The 20,969-nt window shown below is 57.5% G+C and carries 15 protein-coding genes and 1 pseudogene; all 16 read left to right on the top strand.

The genetic code is table 11. The features are described 5' to 3' along the window. Positions 1-169 precede the first annotated feature (169 nt). The 16 genes and pseudogenes from X760_RS75210 (at position 170) to X760_RS65930 (ending at position 20,952) form a co-directional block, all read left to right on the top strand. Entirely contained in the window at positions 170-2,854 is a 2,685-nt protein-coding gene (locus X760_RS75210; protein ID WP_084642916.1) for a condensation domain-containing protein, read from the top strand. Positions 2,855-3,884: 1,030 nt separating this feature from the next. Beyond that, complete coding sequence (locus X760_RS65995) at positions 3,885-4,643, top strand: class I SAM-dependent methyltransferase (RefSeq protein ID WP_031194679.1); 759 nt, start codon at positions 3,885-3,887, stop codon at positions 4,641-4,643. Between the two features lie 135 nt (positions 4,644-4,778). Continuing rightward, positions 4,779-5,336, top strand: a complete 558-nt coding sequence (locus X760_RS75205; RefSeq protein ID WP_084642914.1) for an aminopeptidase P family N-terminal domain-containing protein — start codon at positions 4,779-4,781, stop codon at positions 5,334-5,336. After that, a complete protein-coding gene (locus tag X760_RS65990) occupies positions 5,311-6,012 on the top strand; it encodes a Xaa-Pro peptidase family protein (protein WP_156948187.1) in 702 nt (233 codons plus the stop codon). The genes X760_RS75205 and X760_RS65990 overlap by 26 nt, the downstream gene beginning before the upstream one ends. A gap of 531 nt (positions 6,013-6,543) precedes the next feature. Then, on the top strand, positions 6,544-7,797 hold the full coding sequence (locus X760_RS65980) for a methylaspartate ammonia-lyase (RefSeq protein ID WP_023721470.1): 1,254 nt from the start codon (positions 6,544-6,546) through the stop codon (positions 7,795-7,797). 15 nt (positions 7,798-7,812) lie between these two features. Continuing rightward, positions 7,813-8,964 (top strand): CaiB/BaiF CoA-transferase family protein, encoded by a 1,152-nt coding sequence (locus tag X760_RS65975; protein ID WP_023721469.1) that lies wholly within the window; start codon positions 7,813-7,815, stop codon positions 8,962-8,964. Between the two features lie 133 nt (positions 8,965-9,097). Continuing rightward, positions 9,098-10,000, top strand: coding sequence for a CoA ester lyase (locus X760_RS65970; RefSeq protein ID WP_023721468.1), 903 nt, complete (start codon positions 9,098-9,100; stop codon positions 9,998-10,000). 131 nt (positions 10,001-10,131) lie between these two features. Continuing rightward, positions 10,132-11,058: a LysR family transcriptional regulator gene (locus X760_RS65965; RefSeq protein ID WP_023721467.1), complete on the top strand. Its 927-nt coding sequence runs from the start codon at positions 10,132-10,134 to the stop codon at positions 11,056-11,058. A gap of 198 nt (positions 11,059-11,256) precedes the next feature. Further along, positions 11,257-12,690 carry an NAD-dependent succinate-semialdehyde dehydrogenase gene (locus X760_RS65960; RefSeq protein ID WP_023721466.1) on the top strand — a complete coding sequence of 478 codons (1,434 nt, stop codon included), beginning with the start codon at positions 11,257-11,259 and terminating at the stop codon, positions 12,688-12,690. A gap of 6 nt (positions 12,691-12,696) precedes the next feature. Further along, complete coding sequence (locus X760_RS65955; RefSeq protein WP_023721465.1) at positions 12,697-14,241, top strand: fumarate hydratase; 1,545 nt, start codon at positions 12,697-12,699, stop codon at positions 14,239-14,241. Between the two features lie 516 nt (positions 14,242-14,757). Then, positions 14,758-15,255: an Lrp/AsnC family transcriptional regulator gene (locus X760_RS65950; protein ID WP_023721464.1), complete on the top strand. Its 498-nt coding sequence runs from the start codon at positions 14,758-14,760 to the stop codon at positions 15,253-15,255. A gap of 161 nt (positions 15,256-15,416) precedes the next feature. Further along, on the top strand, positions 15,417-16,823 hold the full coding sequence (locus X760_RS65945; protein WP_023721463.1) for an aminotransferase: 1,407 nt from the start codon (positions 15,417-15,419) through the stop codon (positions 16,821-16,823). A 21-nt stretch (positions 16,824-16,844) separates the two neighbouring features. After that, positions 16,845-17,578, top strand: a pseudogene (locus tag X760_RS65940) (FAD-binding protein); the annotation flags it as partial. Between the two features lie 18 nt (positions 17,579-17,596). Further along, entirely contained in the window at positions 17,597-18,451 is an 855-nt protein-coding gene (purU, locus tag X760_RS0139125; protein WP_031194685.1) for a formyltetrahydrofolate deformylase, read from the top strand. A 210-nt stretch (positions 18,452-18,661) separates the two neighbouring features. Next, positions 18,662-20,434: a ThiF family adenylyltransferase gene (locus tag X760_RS65935; protein ID WP_023721462.1), complete on the top strand. Its 1,773-nt coding sequence runs from the start codon at positions 18,662-18,664 to the stop codon at positions 20,432-20,434. Continuing rightward, the gene (locus X760_RS65930) at positions 20,416-20,952 is read left to right on the top strand and encodes a Mov34/MPN/PAD-1 family protein (RefSeq protein WP_348633249.1); all 537 of its coding nucleotides are present in this window, start codon (positions 20,416-20,418) and stop codon (positions 20,950-20,952) included. The genes X760_RS65935 and X760_RS65930 overlap by 19 nt, the downstream gene beginning before the upstream one ends. Positions 20,953-20,969 lie beyond the last annotated feature (17 nt).

Genomic DNA, 20,969 nt, shown 5'->3' with positions numbered 1-20,969 from the left:
GTTCGGAACCTGACACACTGAGGCGCAAGTATTCGCCGGCGCGGCGCGTAACTCATGGATTTGCGCCTTTTGCCGACACAACCTTTCGGTGGCACGTCGATTGCAAGGGACACGGTAAAGCATCCGTTACGACCAAGGGGTCTCGCACTCTCCAGCCGAGGGGGTCTACATGAAAGTTGCGCGAACGGTCCAAAACAATGCGGGACGCTGCACCGTGAGCGCGGTCCCGCCAATCGAAGCTTTGCCGCGTCCGTCGAGGGTGCCGCTGTCATTCCCCCAGCAGCGGCTTTGGTTCCATTCTCGTCTGGCGGGCTGCAGCGGAACCTGTCACATCCTGATGGGGCTTCGGCTTCGCGGCGAGCTAGACGAGGCGGCCTTACAGTCGGCCTTGAATGGGTTGGTGGCGCGTCATGAGGTACTGCGCACTACCTTCGGCGTGGCGGACGGCGAGCCATTCCAGCAGATCGGGCCGGCGGACATCGGCCTGCCTCTGAAACGGGAAGATCTGACGGCGGCAGCTGACGTGGAGGCGGCGCTCGCGGATTTTATGCGTCATGAAGCGCACATGGCGTTCGACCTGGAGACTGGGCCGGTGATCCGTGGACGGCTAGTGCGCCTGGGGGTGAAAGACCAAGTGCTGCAGATCACCATGCACAACATGGTCTCAGACGACCGGTCGCGAAAGATCCTAACACACGAGGTCAGCGAGCTTTACGCCGCGGCCCGGGAGGGCCGCGCCGATCGGCTAGCGCCGTTGCCGCTGCAGTACGCGGACTACGCGGTTTGGCAGCGCCGTCGGCTGGCCGGCCGGGTGTTCGAGCGTCAGTCGAAATACTGGCGCCGGACGCTAGCGGGCGCGCCAGCCCCACTGAATCTGCCAACGGACCGGCCGCGTCCGGCCCAGCAGGACCACAGCGGCAGTTACGTCGAATTCGTGCTGCACAAGCCGCTGACGACGCAGCTCAAGACGATGAGCCGACGTCATGGAACGACACTGTTCGTGACTCTGCTGGCGGGCTGGGCGCTCGTGCTGGCGCGGCTGTCGGGTCAGGGCGAGCTGGTCATCGGTACCCTGAGCACCAACCACACGCGCTCCGAGATCGCGGGCCTGATCGGCCCCTTCATCAACACCTTGGCGCTACGGATTAGTCTGTCGGATGACCCAACGCTGGCGAAGTTGCTGGAGCGGGTGAATGCGGCCGCGCTCGGAGCACAGGCGAACCAGGATCTGCTGTTCGAGCAAGTGGTGGAACTCGTTAACCCGCCTATAGCTCACACACCGATGTTCCACCTCATGCTTGCAGAGCAAAACAATGAGTCGACGCATATGCCGGGGCTCGAACTTGAGCACATCCGCGTTGACGATCGCGTCGCGCGACATGATCTTGCGCTTGATCTTACTGAGATCGGCGAGGCGATTCGTGGGAGGTTAATCTACGCAACGTCGCTGTTTGAGCGGAGCACGGTCGAGCGGTTTGTGGGGAATTTGCAGCAGGCACTGAGCCAGATGGCGGCTGACCAAGAGCAGCGGGCCTGGTCGGCGCCAATCCAGTTGGGGGCAGAACGTCGTCGTCTTCCGATGAAGGCCAACTTGATGGAAGCGACCTATCCGCAGGACCGCTGCAGTCACGGGCTAGTTGAGACGAGGGTCGAGCGGGATCTGGAGGCGATCGCGGTCGTCTACGAGGACCAGGGCTTCAGCTGTCGCGAGCCAAACGTGCCAACGACCACAGCGTCGCCTGGCGTTTGTCCGCCTCAATCGTCGCCCACCGGAACGGGCCCGGGGTCCCGGACTGCGATCATGAATTTCATCGAGGGGACGCGCGTTGTTACCGAGGATGAGCTACAAGCCAACAGCATCACGCGTTATCATGTCACGCAATTCTATCGTGAGCAGATAGCCAACAGTGGTTATTACAACCAGCTCAAGAATATTGTGGAGCCCTCATTCGACGAGTTCGATAGTCCCGGCAATCTGGATACGAGTGGCGAGCACGACAACACCGTCGTGCCCGGACTTCAGCACAAGTACGCCCAGACAGGGTTGATGTTGGTGACAGACCGTTGCGCGTCATATTGTCGTTACTGCTTTCGCAAACGAATCGTTGGGAAGGATTCCGATGAAATCCCGACTGACTTCGCCCAGATCACACAGTATATTGCGGCCCATCCTGAGATGACGAACGTATTATTATCGGGAGGCGACCCGTTCGTGCTCAGCACCGCCAAGCTCGAAAAGATCCTTGATCATCTGCTGCCGATTCCACATTTGGATTCAATTCGATTTGGCACAAAACTAGTCGCTTACGAGCCCAGGCGGTTTGAGGATCCCGCTTTGCCGCGTTTGTTCCAACGGATCCATGAAGCGGGCAAAGCCGCAGTGATCGTCACACATTTCGACCACATCGGTGAGATCTCGGTCGACGCAGAGCGCAACATTCGCTCCCTGCGCGCTCAAGGCGTGCAGTTCCTCAATCAATCCGTGCTTCTCGCGAAAGTCAACGATGATTCCAAAATCTTGGCGGCGACCTTCGCCAAATGTCACCAATTGGGTGTTCGTCCCTATTATCTCTTTCAAGGCAGGCCGGTGAAAGGCGCATCTCATTTTCAAGTTCCACTGCGGCGCGGACTGGAAATTGCGCATGGCATCAACCAACGTCTCAGCGGCATACAAAAGACATTCAAATACATCATGTCCCATTACACAGGAAAGATCGAGATCCTCGACCTTGGAGCCGATGGACGCGTGTATATGCGATATCATCAGAACAAAACTCCGGGAAAGATCGGAAGGATCTTCTCCCGCCCGCACCAAGAGGGTGCCTGCTGGTTGGACGATTTGCCTGAAGGATAAGCATCGGAACGCGCAAGGCCGATTGCCAATAGAGCGAGTGGATAGGCCTCGCCTTTCACATGATGCGGAAGCGCTAGCTCGGGGGTTCCTGAATTGAGTCCAATGCCTACAGAATCCGCAATATGACCAGGCAGACTTGGTTTGGAACAGGGACCGCTGAGGCAAGACAAACCTCAAGGCTTTCGACGGCAAGTCGGAGCAAATGCAAAGCGCTGCGCTCTTCGTGCTTGACCGCCACATCACGTCGCTCTTCTTTCGATACGCGAACAGGCTCGGCAGGCCGGCGTACAACCTGCAACAATGATGCGTCGTTCGAAGCATCTTGGCCTGGTGGGTGAGGATATCGAAAAGTGTACGGCGAAGCGTGCCAGGCTGCTGGTGCTGAATCTGCTAAGAACATAGGAAAATATGGTCAGAAGTACAGATGAAGTGTGATCACGCGCTTTCTAAAGGAAATACTCAATTCATTGGCAAGGCGGGTTGCACAGCTTGCGAAGCCTCGATTCATCGATCGAATGGTGACAGCGGCAGCGTCGCTGGCCAAGGCCCACAGGATTTACTGTGTTGGACTGCGCTGCAGTCACGCCGGGGCCTGGCAGTTAAATATATTCCCAGGCTTGTCGGCGGGAAATCGGTGCTTCTCGATAGCATCGCCGGTGGCGGGAGCAACGCTTTCGCACGAGCTGGTAAAGTTGAGGTCCCGCTTATCGCGAGCGTCGTACGCGCGCGTGCTCAGCACGGCGACCTGCGCCCCGCTATGGCGGACGATGAAACCCCAATTCATATCATATGCCTGAGCCAGCGTGCGTCGTCCCGCCCGGACAGCATCCGCACATCGAAGTTGACGAGCTTCGAGAGCAGTTCCTCACAAGGCGTCTCCCATATCGCCCGCGACGCAGTCTCAAACGCGGTAAAGGCCAATAAGTGTTACCAGAATATTTCATAGGCGGCGTGGAACAATTCACAAAATATTTCTTTTAATGATCGTAGCAATATGCAACGGTTAGAAGTCAAAGTAGAGGATAAGCATATGGCAGACCAAGTGAGCAGATCGACTTCCATCTCGGAGCTCGAAGACTACTTCAGCGAAGATTACTTTCACTTTGGCGATGTGGTAAATCCACCAGAGACAAGTGACAGAGAAGCGGGAGTAATTTGGGAGCTTCTGTCTCTTAGACAAGGCAGTGCAGTTCTTGAACTTGGGTGCGGTTATGGGCGGATTACCAACCGGTTGGCTGAAAAAGGAGCGCGTGTAGCCGGACTTGACATCTCGCCAACTTTGCTAAAGAAAGCCGAAGCGGATGCTACTAAACGCAAAGTAAAGGTTGAGTATGTTCTTGGTGATATGCGATCGCTTCCTTGGAGAGATCAATTTGACGCGGTGTTTCTGTGGTACACGACGTTTGGCTATTTCGAGGATGAAGACAATGAGAGGGTTCTTTGTGAAGCCGCTTGTACACTTCGAAAGGGCGGGCGTCTTCTGATCGATCACTCCAATCGCTTCGCTTTCCTGCGCCACAAGTCACCAATCTACGTTGCGCAACGTAACGACGATCTAAGGATCGATATCATGAGTAACGATGTGCTCAACGATCGTCGGAACATCGAAAGGATTATCGTCCGCGAGGGATGCGTTAGACGAACCCGCCTTTCTTTCAGGCAGTATGGATTTTCTGAATATGTTCGCATGTTACGACGCACGGGGTTCGAGACTATTAAAGCTTATGGGCAGGATGGTGGAGTTTTTACATCCGATAGCTCGCGCCTCGTTGTTGTCGCTTACAAATAATACCAACGGTTCTATAGGTTTTTCGGGGCGAGTCACAATTTTTGAGGCTTGCGGTACGGACAACTCTCGAAAAACCTTATTCTTCCATTCATGGCCTCGTGGATCGCCATTTTTTCAATCTAGGAGAACGTGGCAATGCCCGCATTCACTCAGCAGGAATATCGCGAGCGCACGACACGGCTGCGTCAGAAGATGGCTGAGCGCGGCATCGATGCACTGCTTGTCTTAAGTGAATCGAACATCAACTGGCTTACCGGTTACGAAGGGTATTCTGACTACGTTCCGCAACTCGCTCTTGTTAGCCAAGACGAGGAGGATCCGTGGCTCATACTGCGCGAGATGGACGTTCTGTGTTGCCCGCTCAGCTCGTACCTGCCAGAATCACGTATCCTTAGTTATCCAGAAAGATACATTACTTCCGGACAGCTCACGGCATGGGAGCCCATTGCTGACCTTGTTCGTGAGCGCAGCAAGTCGAACCATATTGGGGTCGAACTCTCAGGCAAAGTCCTTGGAGTGAAGGGCCATGCCGTTTTGAGCAAGAGTTTAGGCGNACCATATTGGGGTCGAACTCTCAGGCAAAGTCCTTGGAGTGAAGGGCCATGCCGTTTTGAGCAAGAGTTTAGGCGTCTCGGAGTTCATCGATGCCGATGGGATAGTCGCCGCGTTGAAGTCGATAAAATCACCTGCTGAGCTGACCTACATGGAGCAAGCCGGCAAGATCGTGGATAGGGCAATGCAGGTCGGCAGGCTCGCCATCTCTGTCGGCGCCCGAGAATGCGACGTAGGCGCTGCCGTGAATCATGCACTGTACACGGGCACTCCGGAATTTGGGGGCTGGACCTCCCGCAGTCCAATCTCCATGAACGTAGGCTCCCCTGCGAACGCGGTACATCTCACTTGGACTGATGGGCGTTACAAGATGGGCTGTCAGACGAATTTCGAGCTCGGCGCCTTCCGTCACCGATATTGCTGCGCGTTGGCGCGAACGGTTTTTTTGGGAGAGCCAAACGCGAGATCGCGGCACGTGCACCAAGCGTGCGTTGATGGTTTTCTCGCTGCCTTTGAGGCCATACGGGCTGGAGTGAAGTGCAGCGATGTGGAGCGAGCTTTTCGTCGCGAATTTGGACCTCGAGGCGTGCGAAAAGAATCCAGAATTGGATACTCAATAGGCATCGACTGGGTGGAAGGCGGCCCGAACTTCCAAGAGGGAGATGAGACCGTGCTTCAGACCAATATGACCTTCCACCTCCTCATCGGTATCTTTGAAAAGACCGATGGTTACATCTTCAGTGAGACCGTCCGCGTGACCGATGATGGCGCGAAGTCGCTGAGCAATATGTCACGCGATCTGCTGGTAAATTGCTGACTTAGGTTTGCGATGCAGGCGGAGCGCCAAACGATGCGGCGGCATGTAGCACCACCAGGCTACGCTGAGGTTGTGACCTCTGACATTTGTTTCGCACGGGCGACCTTTTCGACTCCCTTGCCTGCAGACTTGGTCCACAAAGGGCTTGAGGTCGGCATTGTGGTTGTCCAGGTATTCGAATTGGCGCTTATAGACTATCAGCTGCAGATCGGCGCGGAGTTTGCTTTTATCGGTCAGCCAGAGAAGCGCTCGAACTCTCGCGATGATGAGGTTGCGTCAGGCACGACCCTAAATGGGGCCCCCTCGACCATGGCTTCAAAGTCGCGAAGATTTCGGCAATACCACGGGCGCTCTGCATCGGTTATACCGTCTTCGACGTTTGGGCTCTCGCCTTGGCAAAGCATCTGAAAGCGAGATGGCACCATCCGGAACATTATATTGGCGAACCCTAAACCAAGTGCACATACTTGGCGGCTAGCTGATCGAGCTGCATCCACCCGTCAACGCTGTCCAAAAATCGAGCGAAGTGAAGTGCACATCAAAGACGTCCTTCTCGCGCCTGGCAACGGCGCATTTTTCTATGACGATCAGGAAGCTATCAGGGCCGGCGCAATCCATGACGGTTTCATCTATGCTGGCGAACCGATAACGCCCGGGTTCACCTCCATTCGAGTTCCGGCCTCTTCGCTCAGCGTCGGACTTGCTCTGATCGACGACACTGTTGTTTGGGGAGACATGATGAACGTCCAGTACTCCGGCGCTGGTGGACGCGATCCTCTGTTCGACACCAGTCAAATCTCAGATTTAACCTCTCGCGTCGTGGCGCCGCGACTTCTTGATGTCGATGCCTCTCAGTTCCGCGATTCTTGCACGAAGGTTTTTGAACCCGTCGAACGTCAGCGGCTACCTCTAGCTGTTGAGTATGGCGTCAGCCAAGCTCTTCTTCGCGCAGCCGCCCATTTTCAGCGCAAGACGATGGCGGAGATCATATGCGGGGAGTTTGGTCTGCAGCTGCCGACGCGCCGCGTCCCGATCTACTGCCAGAGCGGCGATGCTCGCGAAATCAACGTCGACAAGATGATCCTGAAAGCGGTGGATGTGCTTCCCCACGGTCTGATCAACTCGCGGCAGAAATTCGGCGTCGGCGGCCAGACCTTCATGGAGTTCGTAAAGTGGGTTGCGGCACGCACGGGCGAGATCGGCCTCCCGGGCTATCAGCCGGTGCTGCATTTCGATGTGTATGGCTGGATCGGTCTGGAAATCGGCCTGGCGCCGCAAAGTATTGCCGACTTTATCTGCAAGGTTGCCGAGAGCGTACCGGGTTTCACTCTCAACATTGAGTTCCCTGCCGATTTTGGTTCGACGCAAGCTCAAATTGAGAACTACGCCGAGATCGTATCGATTTTGGACACCCGGGGCTCCAATGCTCGCATTGTCGTAGACGAGAGGTGCAATACGCTTGAGGATATCCGGCTCTTTGCGGAAGCGAAGGCCGCCCATCTCGTCCAAATCAAGACCCCGGATGTCGGCTCAATTGCCGATACGGCGCGCGCCGTTCTCATCTGCAAGGCGAATAAGGTAGGGGCATATGTCGGGGGAAGCTGTACTGAGACGGATCTCTCCGCTCAAGCTACTGTCCACGTCTCGGTGGCAACCCAGGCCGACATGATGCTCGCAAAGCCCGGAATGGGTGTCGACGAGGCATTTTCCATCGTCGGGAACGAACAGAACCGGTTGCTGGCGATGTTGAACCGTCGTCGGACTCAAAACGAAAACGTTGGATGAAGAGCACGGTGTCGCATGCAGAACTCTCTTGAGGGAATCATCGTCGTAGCCGTGGAGCAGGCCGTGGCTGCGCCTTATGCATCATCTCGTCTTGCGGACGCCGGCGCCCGGGTTATTAAGATCGAAAGGCCTGAAGGGGATTTTGCTCGAAACTACGACAATTTAGTGCGGGGGCAAAGCGCCTATTTCGTCTGGCTCAATCGGGGTAAGGAGTCGGTTTGCCTGGATCTGAGATCGGAGGCGGACCGCCACGTCTTAGAAATGCTCATTGCCGCTGCTGACGTCTTCATCCAAAACCTGAAGCCGGGCAGTATCGAAAAACTGGGTTTCAGATCTGCTGATCTGCGTCGCCGATACCCGCGGCTGATCACCTGCGACATCTCCGGTTTTGGGGAGAAAGGGCCGTATTCCCACTTGAAGGCTTATGATCTCATCGTCCAGGCCGAAACAGGTCTATGTGCGATCACCGGCAACCAACAAGGGCCCGCACGTGTAGGGGTCTCGGTTTGCGACATCTCGGCAGGCATGACGGCACATAGTGCCATTCTTCAGGCGCTGTATCACCGCGAGCGGACAGGTGAGAGCACCGGCATACAAGTTTCGCTATTCGATTCCATTGCCGACTGGATGAACGTACCGGTGCTGCAGCACGACTATAGCAGTTACGAAACGGTTCGCGCCGGAGTAACCCACCCGTCGTTAGCCCCTTATGGTGCCTACCGCTGCGTCGACGACACGGATGTCATCTTCTCGGTCCAGAATGATCGGGAATGGGTGAACTTTTGCGAGAAATTCCTGAAGAAGCCCGAGCTCACACGCACACCAGGATTCGCCGATAATATGGAGCGGCTCGCTAACCGGGTACGTCTGGATGAGATCATTCAACGACGTTTTTCCGAACTGTCCTGCGATGAAGCCATGCGGGAGCTTGAGGCCGCCGGCTTGGCATATGGCCGGCTGAACGAAGTGGTGGATGTTTCAAACCATCCACACATTCGCAGGGTCGAGGTTGGAACACCCGAAGGAACCGTCGAGACGATAGCGCCGGCGGCGATTTTCAACTCCGAGCACCCCTCACTGCGCCCCGTTCCGGCTCTAGGCGCTCACACCGAGATTGTCCGCGAGGAGGTTCTGGGGCGTTTGCGCGAGAGAGCTGCGTCAGCGTGAGCGCGCATGTAGGTAAGGTCAGTGCACTCAGGATTTACAGAGAGCGTGTATACCTCGGATCATCTCAGCGCACACGCCGCCCAGTTAGCTCACTGCCACCGCCCTCAATAAAATCGGCCGCAGAGGCGACTCCATGATCACGGACACCGTTCCGGCCGTTGAAAGCGCGACCTCTGTACCCCGCTGGAGATCCCTGCTCTTCGTTCCCGCTCACATTCCGCGCTTTGTGGAGGCGGCCCATGAGCGCGGGGCAGATGGCGTCATACTCGACCTCGAAGACTCCGTTCCGCAGGATCGGAAGGCCGAGGCACGGCGGCAGCTTCCTGAATGCGTGGCAAAGGTGGGCCGGAAGGGCAAATCGGTTTTGGTCCGCGTGAATCGTGGTTTGCGCGCCTTGGCGGCCGATTTCGATGCAGCCGTGATCGCTGGGGTTGACGCACTTGTTCTTCCGAAGACGGATTCGGCAGAGTGGATATTAGAGGTCGCGAATGCGGTTTCGGAACTTGAACGAGAAAGAAATCTTGCGCTGGGACGCATCCGGTTCCTTGCCCAGATCGAGACCCCGGGCGCCTTGCAAAGGCTCGCGGCCATTGCGTCAGCGCATCCAAGGATGGTCGCAATGGCGCTTGGTCCTGAAGACTTCAGTGCATCTGTTGGCGGCGCCCCGGAATTCGACCTTCTCTTGACGCCGAACCTTTCCGTTCTGTTTGCCGCCCGTGCCGCCGGGCTGCTCCCGCTAGGCTTGATAGGAAGCATCGGCGAGTTTTCGGACACTCATAAACTTCGTGAAGCCGCGGCGCATGCGCGGCGCCTTGGCTTTGCCGGAGCTTTGGCGATCCATCCGACACAGGTGGCCATATTCAATGAGGCTTTCTCGCCAAGCGAACAGGAACTCGAGTGGGCCCGTTGTGTCGTCGCGGCGGAAAACGATGCCGCCACGCGTGGACTCTCTGCATTCTCATTGAATGGTAAGATGATAGATCCGCCAGTGGTTCGGCGCGCCCACGAGATACTGGCTCTCGCCAACAATAACTGACCTGCCTTTAATCAGTAGCCGGACAGGCGCTGGTTTTCGATTCTTGGCCCGACAGTTTTTTACTTGTCGACCATCTCGTTTCGAGATAGATATGACGCACTGGGGATCGTGCCCGGTTGGATTTGCTCATCGTGGACATCAGGCAGTTAAGATACTTTGTCGGCGTAGTCGAGGCAGGCAGCTTCACGAGGGCAGCTGCGATCCTGCACATTGCTCAAAGCGCTCTAAGCCTGCATGTGCGTCAACTGGAGGAAAGCTTCGGCACCCAGCTGCTGGTACGCGACAGGACCGGCGTTAGTGTCACGGCGTCCGGTGCAAAATTGCTTGAGCGCGGTCGGAGCATCCTTAAGGAAATTCAACTCACTGAGACGGAACTGACCAACACGGTGGCTGCTCCTTCCGGAGAGGTGACCATCGGCATTCCGTCCGGAGCCGCTCGCGTCCTTAGCGGTCCCCTGCTTGAATCGGTAAGAAGCGAATTGCCGAGGATCTCGCTTAAGATGATCGAGGGCATGACGGGACCTCTAGAGGAGTGGATGGCTGCTGGCCGCTTCAATCTGGCTGTCCTTTACCGAACTGCCGAGAGTGTAGGGCGAATGACGGTACTGGCACGGGAAGAACTTTGTCTGGTGGTGCCGCGGGGTGAACCGCCTTTCGAAGATTCGATACCACTCGCCGACCTGCATGCGTTTCCGCTGGCGGTTCCGATGCGCAATAACAATCTCAGGCGTTCGGTGGCTGATGTCGTTGCGCAGCACGGTTGTGTGCTCGACGTCAGATTCGAAGTCGACTCCCTTTCCACGATCATCAATATGGTCATGGAGGGAAAGGCGTATTCTATCCTGACCCCGTCGGCCATTCAGAAAGAAGCCTCTCAAGGGCAGGTCCGAACAGTGAAAATCATTGATCCCGTAATTACCCGATCCGTTGTCCTTGCCGTCAACCCGAAAGATGAGCGCTCTCCAGCCGTCTCTGCCGTCCGTAAGCTGATCCCCCAGGTCGTAAAGACTTTGATCGAGAGCAGGCACTGGTCAGCCACGGTTCCAGACCGGACTTAGGGAATCCCCAAGCAAATTCTCCTAGCGCCATGCTCTTCGCGGTTGCTTGAGTGGTGTCAATCTGGATTCGAGATGGTTTTGGGCGACATTTGATATTTGACCGCATGCAACTATCGCGATGAAATTGCAGTGGAGCAAGACACGGTTCGGATATCGGCCGTTCCGGCACTTGGCAAATTCACGAAAGCGGAGCATGCGATGTCCAACACCACGACCTATCAGCTGTTCATCAACGGCAGATGGCGAGCCGGTGGTAGCGGAGCCACTCTGCCGGTAATCAATCCGGCGACGGAGATGGTATTTGCCTCGGTGGCCTCGGCGACGATACCGGATCTGGATGAGGCCCTCGCTTCGGCAGAGCGCAGCCGCAAGGCCTGGTCCTCACGGCCTGCAAAAGATCGTGGCGAGATTCTCGTAGCAGCCGCCAGGATTCTGGCAGCGAAGGTTGAAGCGGCAGCTAGGGACCTGTCAGCAGAACAGGGTAAGACGATTGCCGAAGCAACAGGCGAGTACGCGCGCGCTGTCGAAACGCTGGAGTGGAACGGAACGCACGCCGAACAGTTGTCGGCCCCTATTCCGATGGGCCCGAACGGGATGATCGTCCCCGAGCCACTTGGCGTCGTTGCTGCCTTTACGCCTTGGAACTATCCCGCCGTTCTCATCGCCCGCAAACTCGCCCCCGCTTTGGCGGCAGGCTGCCCCGTGATCCTCAAGGGGGCTGAAGAGACACCAAGCGCGGCTGTCCATTTCGTCGAAGCCTTGCAAAAAGCGGGTATTCCGGACGGCGTGGTCAATCTCGTCTTTGGCGTTCCGGTGCAAATTTCCCGGCATCTCCTCAGCTTGCCGATTGTCAGGGTCTTGACATTTACGGGCTCTACCGAGGTTGGAAAACAGCTCGCCAAGCTCGCCGCGAACAACTTGCAGCGGTGCATCCTCGAACTCGGTGGGCACTCCCCAATCGTTGTATGCGAGGATGCCGACCTGGCCACGGCCATTCCGGCAATTTCGGAATACAAGTTCGAGTGCGCTGGCCAGAGTTGCAATGCGCCGAGCAGGATCCTCGTCGCGCGGCCTCTCTATGAGGAATTCCTGTCCGGGATGATCGAGGTCGCCCGCAAGATCAAAATCGGTCCACCGGACGACCCGGCGACGGAGATGGGGCCGATGGCAAATGCACGGCGAATCGAGGCCATGCAGCGTCTGGTTAAGGATGCGGTCGATCGCGGTGCCGCCGTCGAAACCGGTGGCACCCGCCTTGGCCAGCCGGGTTTTTACTGGCCCCCAACCATCCTGACCGGCGTGCCAAAGGATGCGAAGGTGCTTCATGACGAGCCGTTCGGACCGATCCTCACCGTGGCGCCGTTCGACACGATCGAGGAGGCGATCGAAGAAGCCAACGCCACTGACTATGGCTTGGCCGCCTACTTCTTCACCGGTGCTGACGATACCAAACGGGCGCTAATCGGCGGTCTTTCGGCCGGCGCTCTTAGTGTAAATTATCTTAAAGGGGTTTCAGCAGATGCGCCGTATGGAGGCGTTAAACAGAGCGGGTATGGATATGAAGGAGGGGAGCAGGGGGTGCGGAGCTTCCAGAGCCTGAAACTGGTCAACGGGTTCGGTTCATTCGGATGAGATTTCGTGAATAGGACAAGATCGACCATTGCCGAGGAGGATATCACAAAGAGCGTCGCAGACGCCCTTCAGTACATCTCGTATTACCATCCTCCCGACTATATCCGGTACCTTTCGCAGGCATACACTCGTGAACAGAGCCCGGCGGCGAAGAATGCCATCGGGCAGATCCTTCTGAACTCCCGCATGGCGGCCTTCGGACGTCGTCCGATCTGCCAGGACACTGGCCTGGTGGTTGTCTTTGCAAAGGTCGGCATGAACGCCCGCATTAAATCAACGGCCAGTTTCGCTGACTTGGTGAATGAGGGCGTCCGTCGGGCATATCTTGACCCGGACAACCCGCTTAGGCCATCGATCGTCGCCGATCCGCTCGCCGGACGGATCAACACCCGCGACAACACGCCGGCGGTCATCCACGTCGACCTCGTGCCCGGCAACCAGATTGAGATCACGATCGCCGCAAAAGGCGGCGGGTCGGAAAACAAGGCACGTTTCACCACCCTGAACCCCAGCGCGTCCGTTGCCGACTGGGTGGTCGATACTGTTTCGACCCTTGGCAGTGGATGGTGCCCGCCCGGCCTGATCTCGGTCGGCATCGGTGGTAGCGCTGAAAAGGCGATGCTGCTGGCGAAGGAGGCCATGAACGAGCCCATCGATATGTCGGAACTGATCGCCAGGGGGCCGTCAAGTGCGGAGGAGGCACTGCGGGTTGAGCTTTATGAACGAATTAATGCGCTAGGCATCGGCGCTCAGGGGCTAGGCGGCCTTACGACAGTCGTTGACGTCAAAGTTGCTACCTATCCAACCCATGTGGCGTCCAAGCCTGTGGCGCTCATTCCGCAATGCGCCGCCAACCGGCACTTGAAGTTTATCTTGGACGGCACAGGACCGGTACAGCTCGAACCGCCCGACCTTTCCGAATGGCCCCAGATCAGTCATGAGGGCTTGCACACGACCGGCGTCCGTCGGGTTAATCTCGATGCGCTCTCGAAGGAAGAGACGGCATCGTGGCGCTGCGGGGAAACCCTTCTTTTTTCCGGAAAGATGCTGACCGGCCGTGACGCCGCCCACGAGCGGATCGTCGACCTAATCGATGCCGGCAAGCCGCTCCCGGCCGATCTGCGCGGACGCGTGATCTACTACGTTGGACCAGTCCGCGCGGTGAGGGATGAGGTCGTCGGACCGGCTGGCCCGACAACCTCCAGCCGCATGGACGGTTTTACTGACAAGATCCTCGCCGAGACTGGGCTATACGCGATGGTCGGCAAAGCGGAGAGGGGCCCGGCGGCCATCGAGTCGATTGTCAGACACAGAACGCCCTATCTCATCGCAGTGGGTGGCGCTGCGTACCTGATTTCAAAATCGATCAAGGCGGCGCGGATCGTTGCCTTTGAAGACCTGGGCATGGAAGCCATCTATGAATTCGAGGTGCAGGACATGCCGGTCATCATGGCTGTCGATGTTGAGGGAAACTCCATTCACAATTCCGGGCCCCTTGAGTGGCGTAAGCGCATGGCGGCCGACAGCATCGCCCGCAGCATCGGCGTTTGAGTCTTCCGGCTGGGCGATCCGGCCAGGCTCAATGTCGCGACATCGGGCCGGGCCGGACTCTGGGGCCGTAGCGGCAACATGGGCGGCATTTGCGGTGCCTAGGCTCCTCGGCGAGCCAAAGGAGAAAGGCCTTCAATTCATCTCGAAGCCAAATGCGCCGATGTAAATACTGCATGGACCATGCCGTCCACCCGATCGATGCTCGGGAACTGTCGAGGGTGCCAATCAGGTAAAGTAGCGGAGATTCAAAAAATGCGCTGTCTATTTCGACGAGGTCTCTGCCGAAAGGCGACTAGACCTCTCCAGTGCGTCATCGCCCCGTTAGCGGCGGGGCGATAGCCAACTGCTTCTAAAGCCTTTCCATGGTTCGAACTCCCTCACCTGACTTTCGACAACCCCACTCTGGTGCATTGCGGGCCGAGAATGGGTGCCGTCCACTACATTTGTTCGCGTCAATTAATGATAGAATTGGTTGGCACTGATTGCGCTGTCGACCACGGCTTGAGAGCAAAGGTCATGAAGTCGAAACCCGACCCTGTGCGACTAGACGCTTGGGACGTCCGGATTCTCTCAGAGATTCAGTCAGACGGTCGGATTTCGAAAAGCGAGCTCGCAAAGCGTGTTCATCTTTCGGCTTCGGCCTGTTCGGAGCGGCTTCGTTTACTCCAAGCCGCAGGGATCATTGAGGGGTTCTACGCGCGATTAAGTCCAGCCCTCGTCGGGGGCATTGTTTTTGTGATGGTGGAGGTGGTTCTGGATCGACACCGTCTCGAGGACCAGCGACACTTCGAGGCTGCGATCCAAGACATCCCGGAAATCCTCGACTGCTGGGCTATAGGGGGGCGGATCGATTATCTGATGCGCGTTTCATCCCCTTCTATGGCTGCGTATCAGGATTTTATGGAGGGACTGCTGCAGGCAGGCTTGGGGATCGATCAATACTACAGCCTTGTCGTGACGAAACCAGTGAAATCCAATTCACCGATCCCCTTGTCCGCACTGAGACAACGGTAAACTCCCGAAGCCTTGGTATCCACGGCAATTGGTGCCGATTCCGTGCTTTCGTCGGCTAAAGAGGTGCATTCCAGCGAAACTCGAGGCGTGTTTGCCGGTATGCTAATGGCTAAAGAGGCGGCTGGCCGAGTGTCCGCCGACTGATCGCGAGGAGAGGGGCGATGCGCTTGAGCAATCTGGGAACCGAGCAACTCCGGGAGAAGGATCGAAGCTTCGTCTTCCATCCGTCCACGCACTTAGCCAAGCACAGTCGCGGCGAAACGCCAAACCGGATCATGGCCGGCGCAGAAGGCGTTTACATTTGGGATACGGATGGCCGAAAGAGCCTTGACGGTTTCGGCGGGCTCTACTGCGTGAATATGGGATATGGATGCACGGAGATTGCCGAGGCTATCGCCCGGCAAGCGCACGAGCTGCCGTTCGCGCATGTCTATGCCAGCCAGGGCACGGAGCCGGTCGCGCTTTTGGCGGAGGCCGTGGTCGAATATTTCGGGCAGAACATGCGAAGGGTCTATTTCGGCCTTTCCGGCTCCGACGCCAACGAAACCAACATCAAGCTAGTGTGGTACTACAACAACATTCTCGGCCGCCCTGAAAAGAAGAAGATCATCTCGCGGCATCGCGGATATCACGGGTCCGGGCTGGTCACCGGAAGCCTGACAGGGCTTCCCTTTTTTCACGACTTCTTCGACCTGCCTTTGAATTTGGTGCGCCATACGACGACGCCCCACCATTACCGCCAGGCGCATGATGGCGAAAGCGAGGAAGCGTTCTCCAGGCGCTGTGCCAACGAACTTGAAGCTCTCATCCTCGCTGAAGGCCCGGAGACGGTTGCAGCCTTTATCGGAGAGCCGGTACTTGGGACCGGGGGCATCGTTCCACCCCCAAAGGGATACTGGACCGCAATTCAAGGGGTGCTTGATAAGTACGATATCCTTCTTATCGCCGATGAAGTGGTCTGCGGCTTCGCGCGAACCGGTGAGAAATTCGGTTCCCACCTCTATGGCATGCGTCCGGATTTCGTAACCATCGCCAAGGGCTTGAGTTCCGCGTACCTCCCCATCTCCGGGTCAATTATCGGCGACCGCGTCTGGTCGGTCTTGGAACAAGGAACGGAGAAGCACGGCCCGCTCGGCCATGGCTGGACATATTCCGGTCACACACTTTGCGCGGCGGCCGCGCTTGCCAATATTAAATTGCTAAAGGAAAGAAACATCCTGGAACATGTTCGGGATGTCGGACCCTATTGGCAAGCCCGTATGAAAGCCGAACTGGAGCGACATCCCATTGTCGGCGAGGTTCGCGGCATCGGCATTTTATCCGCCGTGGAGCTGATGCGGGATCCGAGGGGCCGGGTACCATTTGAACCCGGACTTCAGGTCGGCGTGCGCGCCGCCGCTGCTCTGTTTGAAAATGGTGTCATAGGCCGCGCCATGCCGCATGGCGATATCCTCGGCTTTGCCCCACCTCTGATCATTACCCGAAAAGAGATTGACATCATCGTCGATGCGACTGCGAAATCAGTCGATGCGACCTATCGCGCGCTGAAGGCTGAGGGCGCGGTTTGATGCTGCTCGCCAAGGCCGACGAGCTTGCCGCGTTTCGCCGAACCGACGGCGGCACTCGTCGTTTCACTTGCGGGCGCCTATGCGCTGTCATCGCGCCGGCGACCCCGTCGGGCAAGAATGTGGGGCCGCGCGTGGCGGCCCTGCTCGATGCCGCGCAGGCGTCGGAGATCATCGAAGTGGTCTCGCCTGACACGTTCAAGCGGCCGATCTATGCCGGCAACGCCATCCAGACGGTGCAGTCTACCGACACCAACAAGGTGATCACCGTGCCCACCACTTCGTTTCCAAGCGCCTCCCAAGGCAATGCGGCTGCCGTCGAGAATATCTCGGCGGCAGCCGACCCGGGTCTCTCTATTTTCATCGAAAACAAGCTCTTCGAAACTGACTGTCCGGAGTTGATCTCGCCCAAGATCGTTATCTCCGGTGGCCGTGCGCTGTGCTCCTCGGAGAAAATTCCAGGAAGTCATCCCGCCCGTCGCCGACAGGCTCGGTGCCGCCGTCGGCGCTTCCCGCGGCGCGGTCGACGCCGCCTACGCGCCAGAGACCGGCATGTAGGCCAGACCGGAAGGTCGTCGCGCCCAATCTCTACACCGCCGTCGGCATCTCCGGTGCCATCCAGCACCTTGCCGGCATGAAAGGACTCGAAGGCCATTGTCGCCATCAACAAGGGACGAGGAAGCTCCAATCTTCCAGGTCGTCGCCGACTACGCCTCGTCGGCGACGTTTTCGTTATCCTGCCCGAGCTCTCCAGATCGAATTTGACCCAGGGTACAATGTCTCAACTCCAGATCCTAACTTTAACCTGCGATGACCGTCCCGGCATCGTCGCGGCCGTTGCAACCGAACTGGCTGTGCTCGGTGCCAACCTTGCCGAGAGCAGCCAGTTCTGGGACCGCACCAGCAATCGCTTCTTCATGCGTCTGGCCGTTGAAGGAGACGAGTCGCTTTCGACCGCCTCAATCGAGCGTGCGCTCAAACCGGCAATCGACCGCTTCGGCTTGTGTCTTCACACCGTCGATGCGCGCCGTAGGCCGAAGATCATCATAATGGTATCGAAATTCGACCATGCAATGCTTCATCTGCTTTATCAAATCAAGGTCGGTTGGCTGAAGGCTGACGTGGTGGCGATCGTATCTAACCACGAAGACAGCCGTGACGTCGCTGAGCGGGAGCGGGTCGCCTATCATTACTGGCCGGTATGCAAGGACAACAAGACCGAGCAGGAACAAAAGCTGCTCGGTCTTGTAAGCGAAACTGGCGCGGACCTCGTGATCCTGGCGCGATACATGCAGGTCCTGTCTGACGCCGTGTCAACGTGCCTATTCGGCAAGATGATGAACATTCATCATTCCTTCCTGCCCTCATTCAAGGGCGCAAAGCCCTATCATCAGGCGTACGAGCGCGGAGTGAAACTTATCGGCGCTACCGCGCATTACGTGACGCCCCACCTCGACGAAGGTCCAATCATAGATCAGGAGGCTGAGCGCGTAACGCATGCGATGAGCGCGGAGGATTTCGTTGCGACGGGCCGCGACATCGAAAGCCGGGTCCTTGCACGGGCCGTCAAGCTGCATGTGGAGCGGCGGATTATGCTCAACGGAAATAAAGCAATCGTGTTCTCAGCTTAGCTGAGAACGCCTCAATGTGAAAATCTGTATCTTCGACCAATCACAAAGGAGAATCGACATGGCACGGCCCCCAATCCCCGGCAATCCAGGCCACACCCCGCCGGGCCCCCCCGACTGGGTCCCAGGCCCGCCAGATGGCGTTCCGGGTCGTCCGCCCGGCGTTCCGCCTGGCCCCAAGGACCCACCTCAGCTGCCGGATCGTCCAGTAGGATGACCTGGATAGGCTACGGCGATCTGAAAACAGGTATGCTCCCCCACTGGGAGCATACCTGTGTCGGACGACTGGATTTCGAACTCCGTGACCTGGCATTCTTCGCCCGAGACTCGCTGCGAATAGACGAAGACCAACTGAAACAGGGGGTGCTCAGCATCAAGTTCGAATGGCCGCTGGCATCCGGGGAAGTCTGCCAGCTTCGCGCAGTTTTCCCCGACAGCTATCCCTTCGTGCGCCCGCAAGTCGCCCTTCGAGGAAACCCGGAAACTTTTCCGCACAAGCATTGCTCACCGACCGACGGCAACCTTTGCCTGTTGGGCCGTGACACAGGACTGTGGTCCATCGAGTGGACATTGGCGAAACTTCTGGAGAAGCAACTCGCCAACGCTCTGAATGGTACGGGCATGGAGGATCCACAGGGCGAACCGATGGAATTCTGGTGGAACGCCTTCGCCCCGGCATTCGATGGCTATGTCGACGGCAGCTTTATGTTGATCGACACTGCCTGGAATGTAGGAGCTGAAACAGAGGGCACGTTGCGGGCGTCTTACTCCCTTCAAAAGATGGACGACAAAATTAGATTCCAGGGTGTGGTCGAGGAAATCAAGGCGAAGGACGGGTCCGTTCTAGCTGCGCGGAAATTTCCGCTTCCTCCCGGACTTCAATTGAAGAAGGTCACGGGCATATTTCCGTGGAGGCGCGTAGGTCGTTTCGCGCCGCCATCGCCCGAGGGTTGGCGGAAGGCGCAGGGCCAGCTTACCTTTGGAGGCCACGTGATCAATAGTGGCTCGCCCGCTATTTCGATGTCCGTCACGGTCCAATCGACGGAACTCAGCCACCGTGTTGACGGCGACACCTGGCTATTTCCACTGCGTTACGGACCAGCAAAGTCGTTCCGGGCTGTGAAGCAAGGACAGAGAGGGACCAGCCCCTCCATGATCATAGTTCCCACGCTCCGCGCCGGGGCCACAGACATCGGCGCCCGAGTTCCATCGGTCGGCATCTTGAAGGATAAGGTGATTGCCATCTTCGGGATGGGAGCTATTGGTGCCCCAGTTGCGATCGAGTTTGCCCGCAACGGCTGTTCCCATCTCACCGTCATCGACCATGACATCGTCGAACCAGGAAACTCGATCCGATGGCCGCTTGGTGCGACGGCCTGGGGAATGCGAAAGACGACCGCCGTCAAGCACCACGTGGAATCCGAATACCCGAGCGTCGAGGTCGAGGCGATCCATCACACCGTAGGCATAGCCACGGCGGCCGACGGGAACGGAGGAGACCATTCAGTTCTACCCCCGATTTTTGGGAAGGCGGACATCGTCATCGATGCAACGGCCTCTTCCGGAATCTCACGTTTGCTGGCCGATCACTGCAAGTCCGCCGGCAAACCGATGATCTCTCTTTTCGGGACGCTCTCTTTGAAGGGGGGCGTCGTTGCGGCCTATCAGCCGAAATCCGGCTGTCCAACCTGCCGCGAATTTGCCTATGCGAAAGGTTTGATCGAGAAAGCTCCTGGGTCAGGAGAAATCTCCGCGCTAAATCAGCCGGCTGGATGCGCCGAGTTGACCTTCACTGGGGCTTCATTCGATCTTCATGAATTATCGCTGGAAGCTGTCCGGTTGACCGTGGACATTCTCTCGCAGCCAGCCGAGTTCAAGGAATCCTTGGTTCACACCCTCACATTGCATGACGGCATCAAGCGGGTGCCGCCGTCTTGGCGGGTGGATGGGTTGCCTCCCATGAAGGAATGCGGATGCAACCAATAGTGTGGGTGCCTCGGGCGATCATGCAGGACATGCAGATGGATGCCGACCTCTGGTATGATCGGGAAACGGGTGGGACCTTCATGGGGTATTGGGCCGAAAGCAACGTTGCCGTCATAACAGCAATGATCCCGGCCGGGCCCCGAGCATCTCACGAGCGAAGCAGCTTTCTCCCTGATCAAAGCTGGCAACAGGCGGAGATTGCGAAGCACTATGAGCGTTCCGGGAGGTTGGACACGTATCTCGGGGACTGGCACACCCACCCCGATGCCGTTTCGAACCGCCTGAGCTGGACGGATCGAGTATGCCTGAAAACGATCATAAAAACCCCGACGGCGCGAAATCAAAGGCCCGTCATGATGCTCATGTGCGGCAAACCGGGTGAGTGGTCTTTGCACTCCTGGTTCTGCCAACTGCGGACCAAGTTATTTCTCTTTGAATTCCTGGATGAGAGAGAAGCGACTATCGAAGCCTACACGAGTCCCTCTTCTGAAACAGGCGAGGAGATCGTAAGAGCTTAATCAAAGTTCTGGCCGAC

This window comes from Mesorhizobium sp. LSHC420B00 (genome assembly GCF_000503055.1).
Taxonomy (GTDB): Bacteria; Pseudomonadota; Alphaproteobacteria; order Rhizobiales; family Rhizobiaceae; genus Mesorhizobium.
The sequence above is the reverse complement of the archived record's forward strand: the minus strand, read 5'-3'. Positions and strand labels throughout refer to the sequence as shown.

What these genes read in the sequence shown, in the direction of transcription:
- X760_RS75210 (WP_084642916.1), top strand. Translation starts at nt 170, where the DNA reads ATGAAAGTTGCGCGAACGGTCCAAAACAATGCGGGACGCTGCACCGTG.
- X760_RS65930 (WP_348633249.1), top strand. Translation starts at nt 20,416, where the DNA reads ATGCGGATGCAACCAATAGTGTGGGTGCCTCGGGCGATCATGCAGGAC.
- X760_RS65975 (WP_023721469.1), top strand. Translation starts at nt 7,813, where the DNA reads ATGCAGAACTCTCTTGAGGGAATCATCGTCGTAGCCGTGGAGCAGGCC.
- purU (WP_031194685.1), top strand. Translation starts at nt 17,597, where the DNA reads ATGTCTCAACTCCAGATCCTAACTTTAACCTGCGATGACCGTCCCGGC.
- X760_RS65960 (WP_023721466.1), top strand. Translation starts at nt 11,257, where the DNA reads ATGTCCAACACCACGACCTATCAGCTGTTCATCAACGGCAGATGGCGA.
- X760_RS65970 (WP_023721468.1), top strand. Translation starts at nt 9,098, where the DNA reads ATGATCACGGACACCGTTCCGGCCGTTGAAAGCGCGACCTCTGTACCC.
- X760_RS65945 (WP_023721463.1), top strand. Translation starts at nt 15,417, where the DNA reads ATGCGCTTGAGCAATCTGGGAACCGAGCAACTCCGGGAGAAGGATCGA.
- X760_RS65995 (WP_031194679.1), top strand. Translation starts at nt 3,885, where the DNA reads ATGGCAGACCAAGTGAGCAGATCGACTTCCATCTCGGAGCTCGAAGAC.
- X760_RS65935 (WP_023721462.1), top strand. Translation starts at nt 18,662, where the DNA reads ATGACCTGGATAGGCTACGGCGATCTGAAAACAGGTATGCTCCCCCAC.
- X760_RS65950 (WP_023721464.1), top strand. Translation starts at nt 14,758, where the DNA reads ATGAAGTCGAAACCCGACCCTGTGCGACTAGACGCTTGGGACGTCCGG.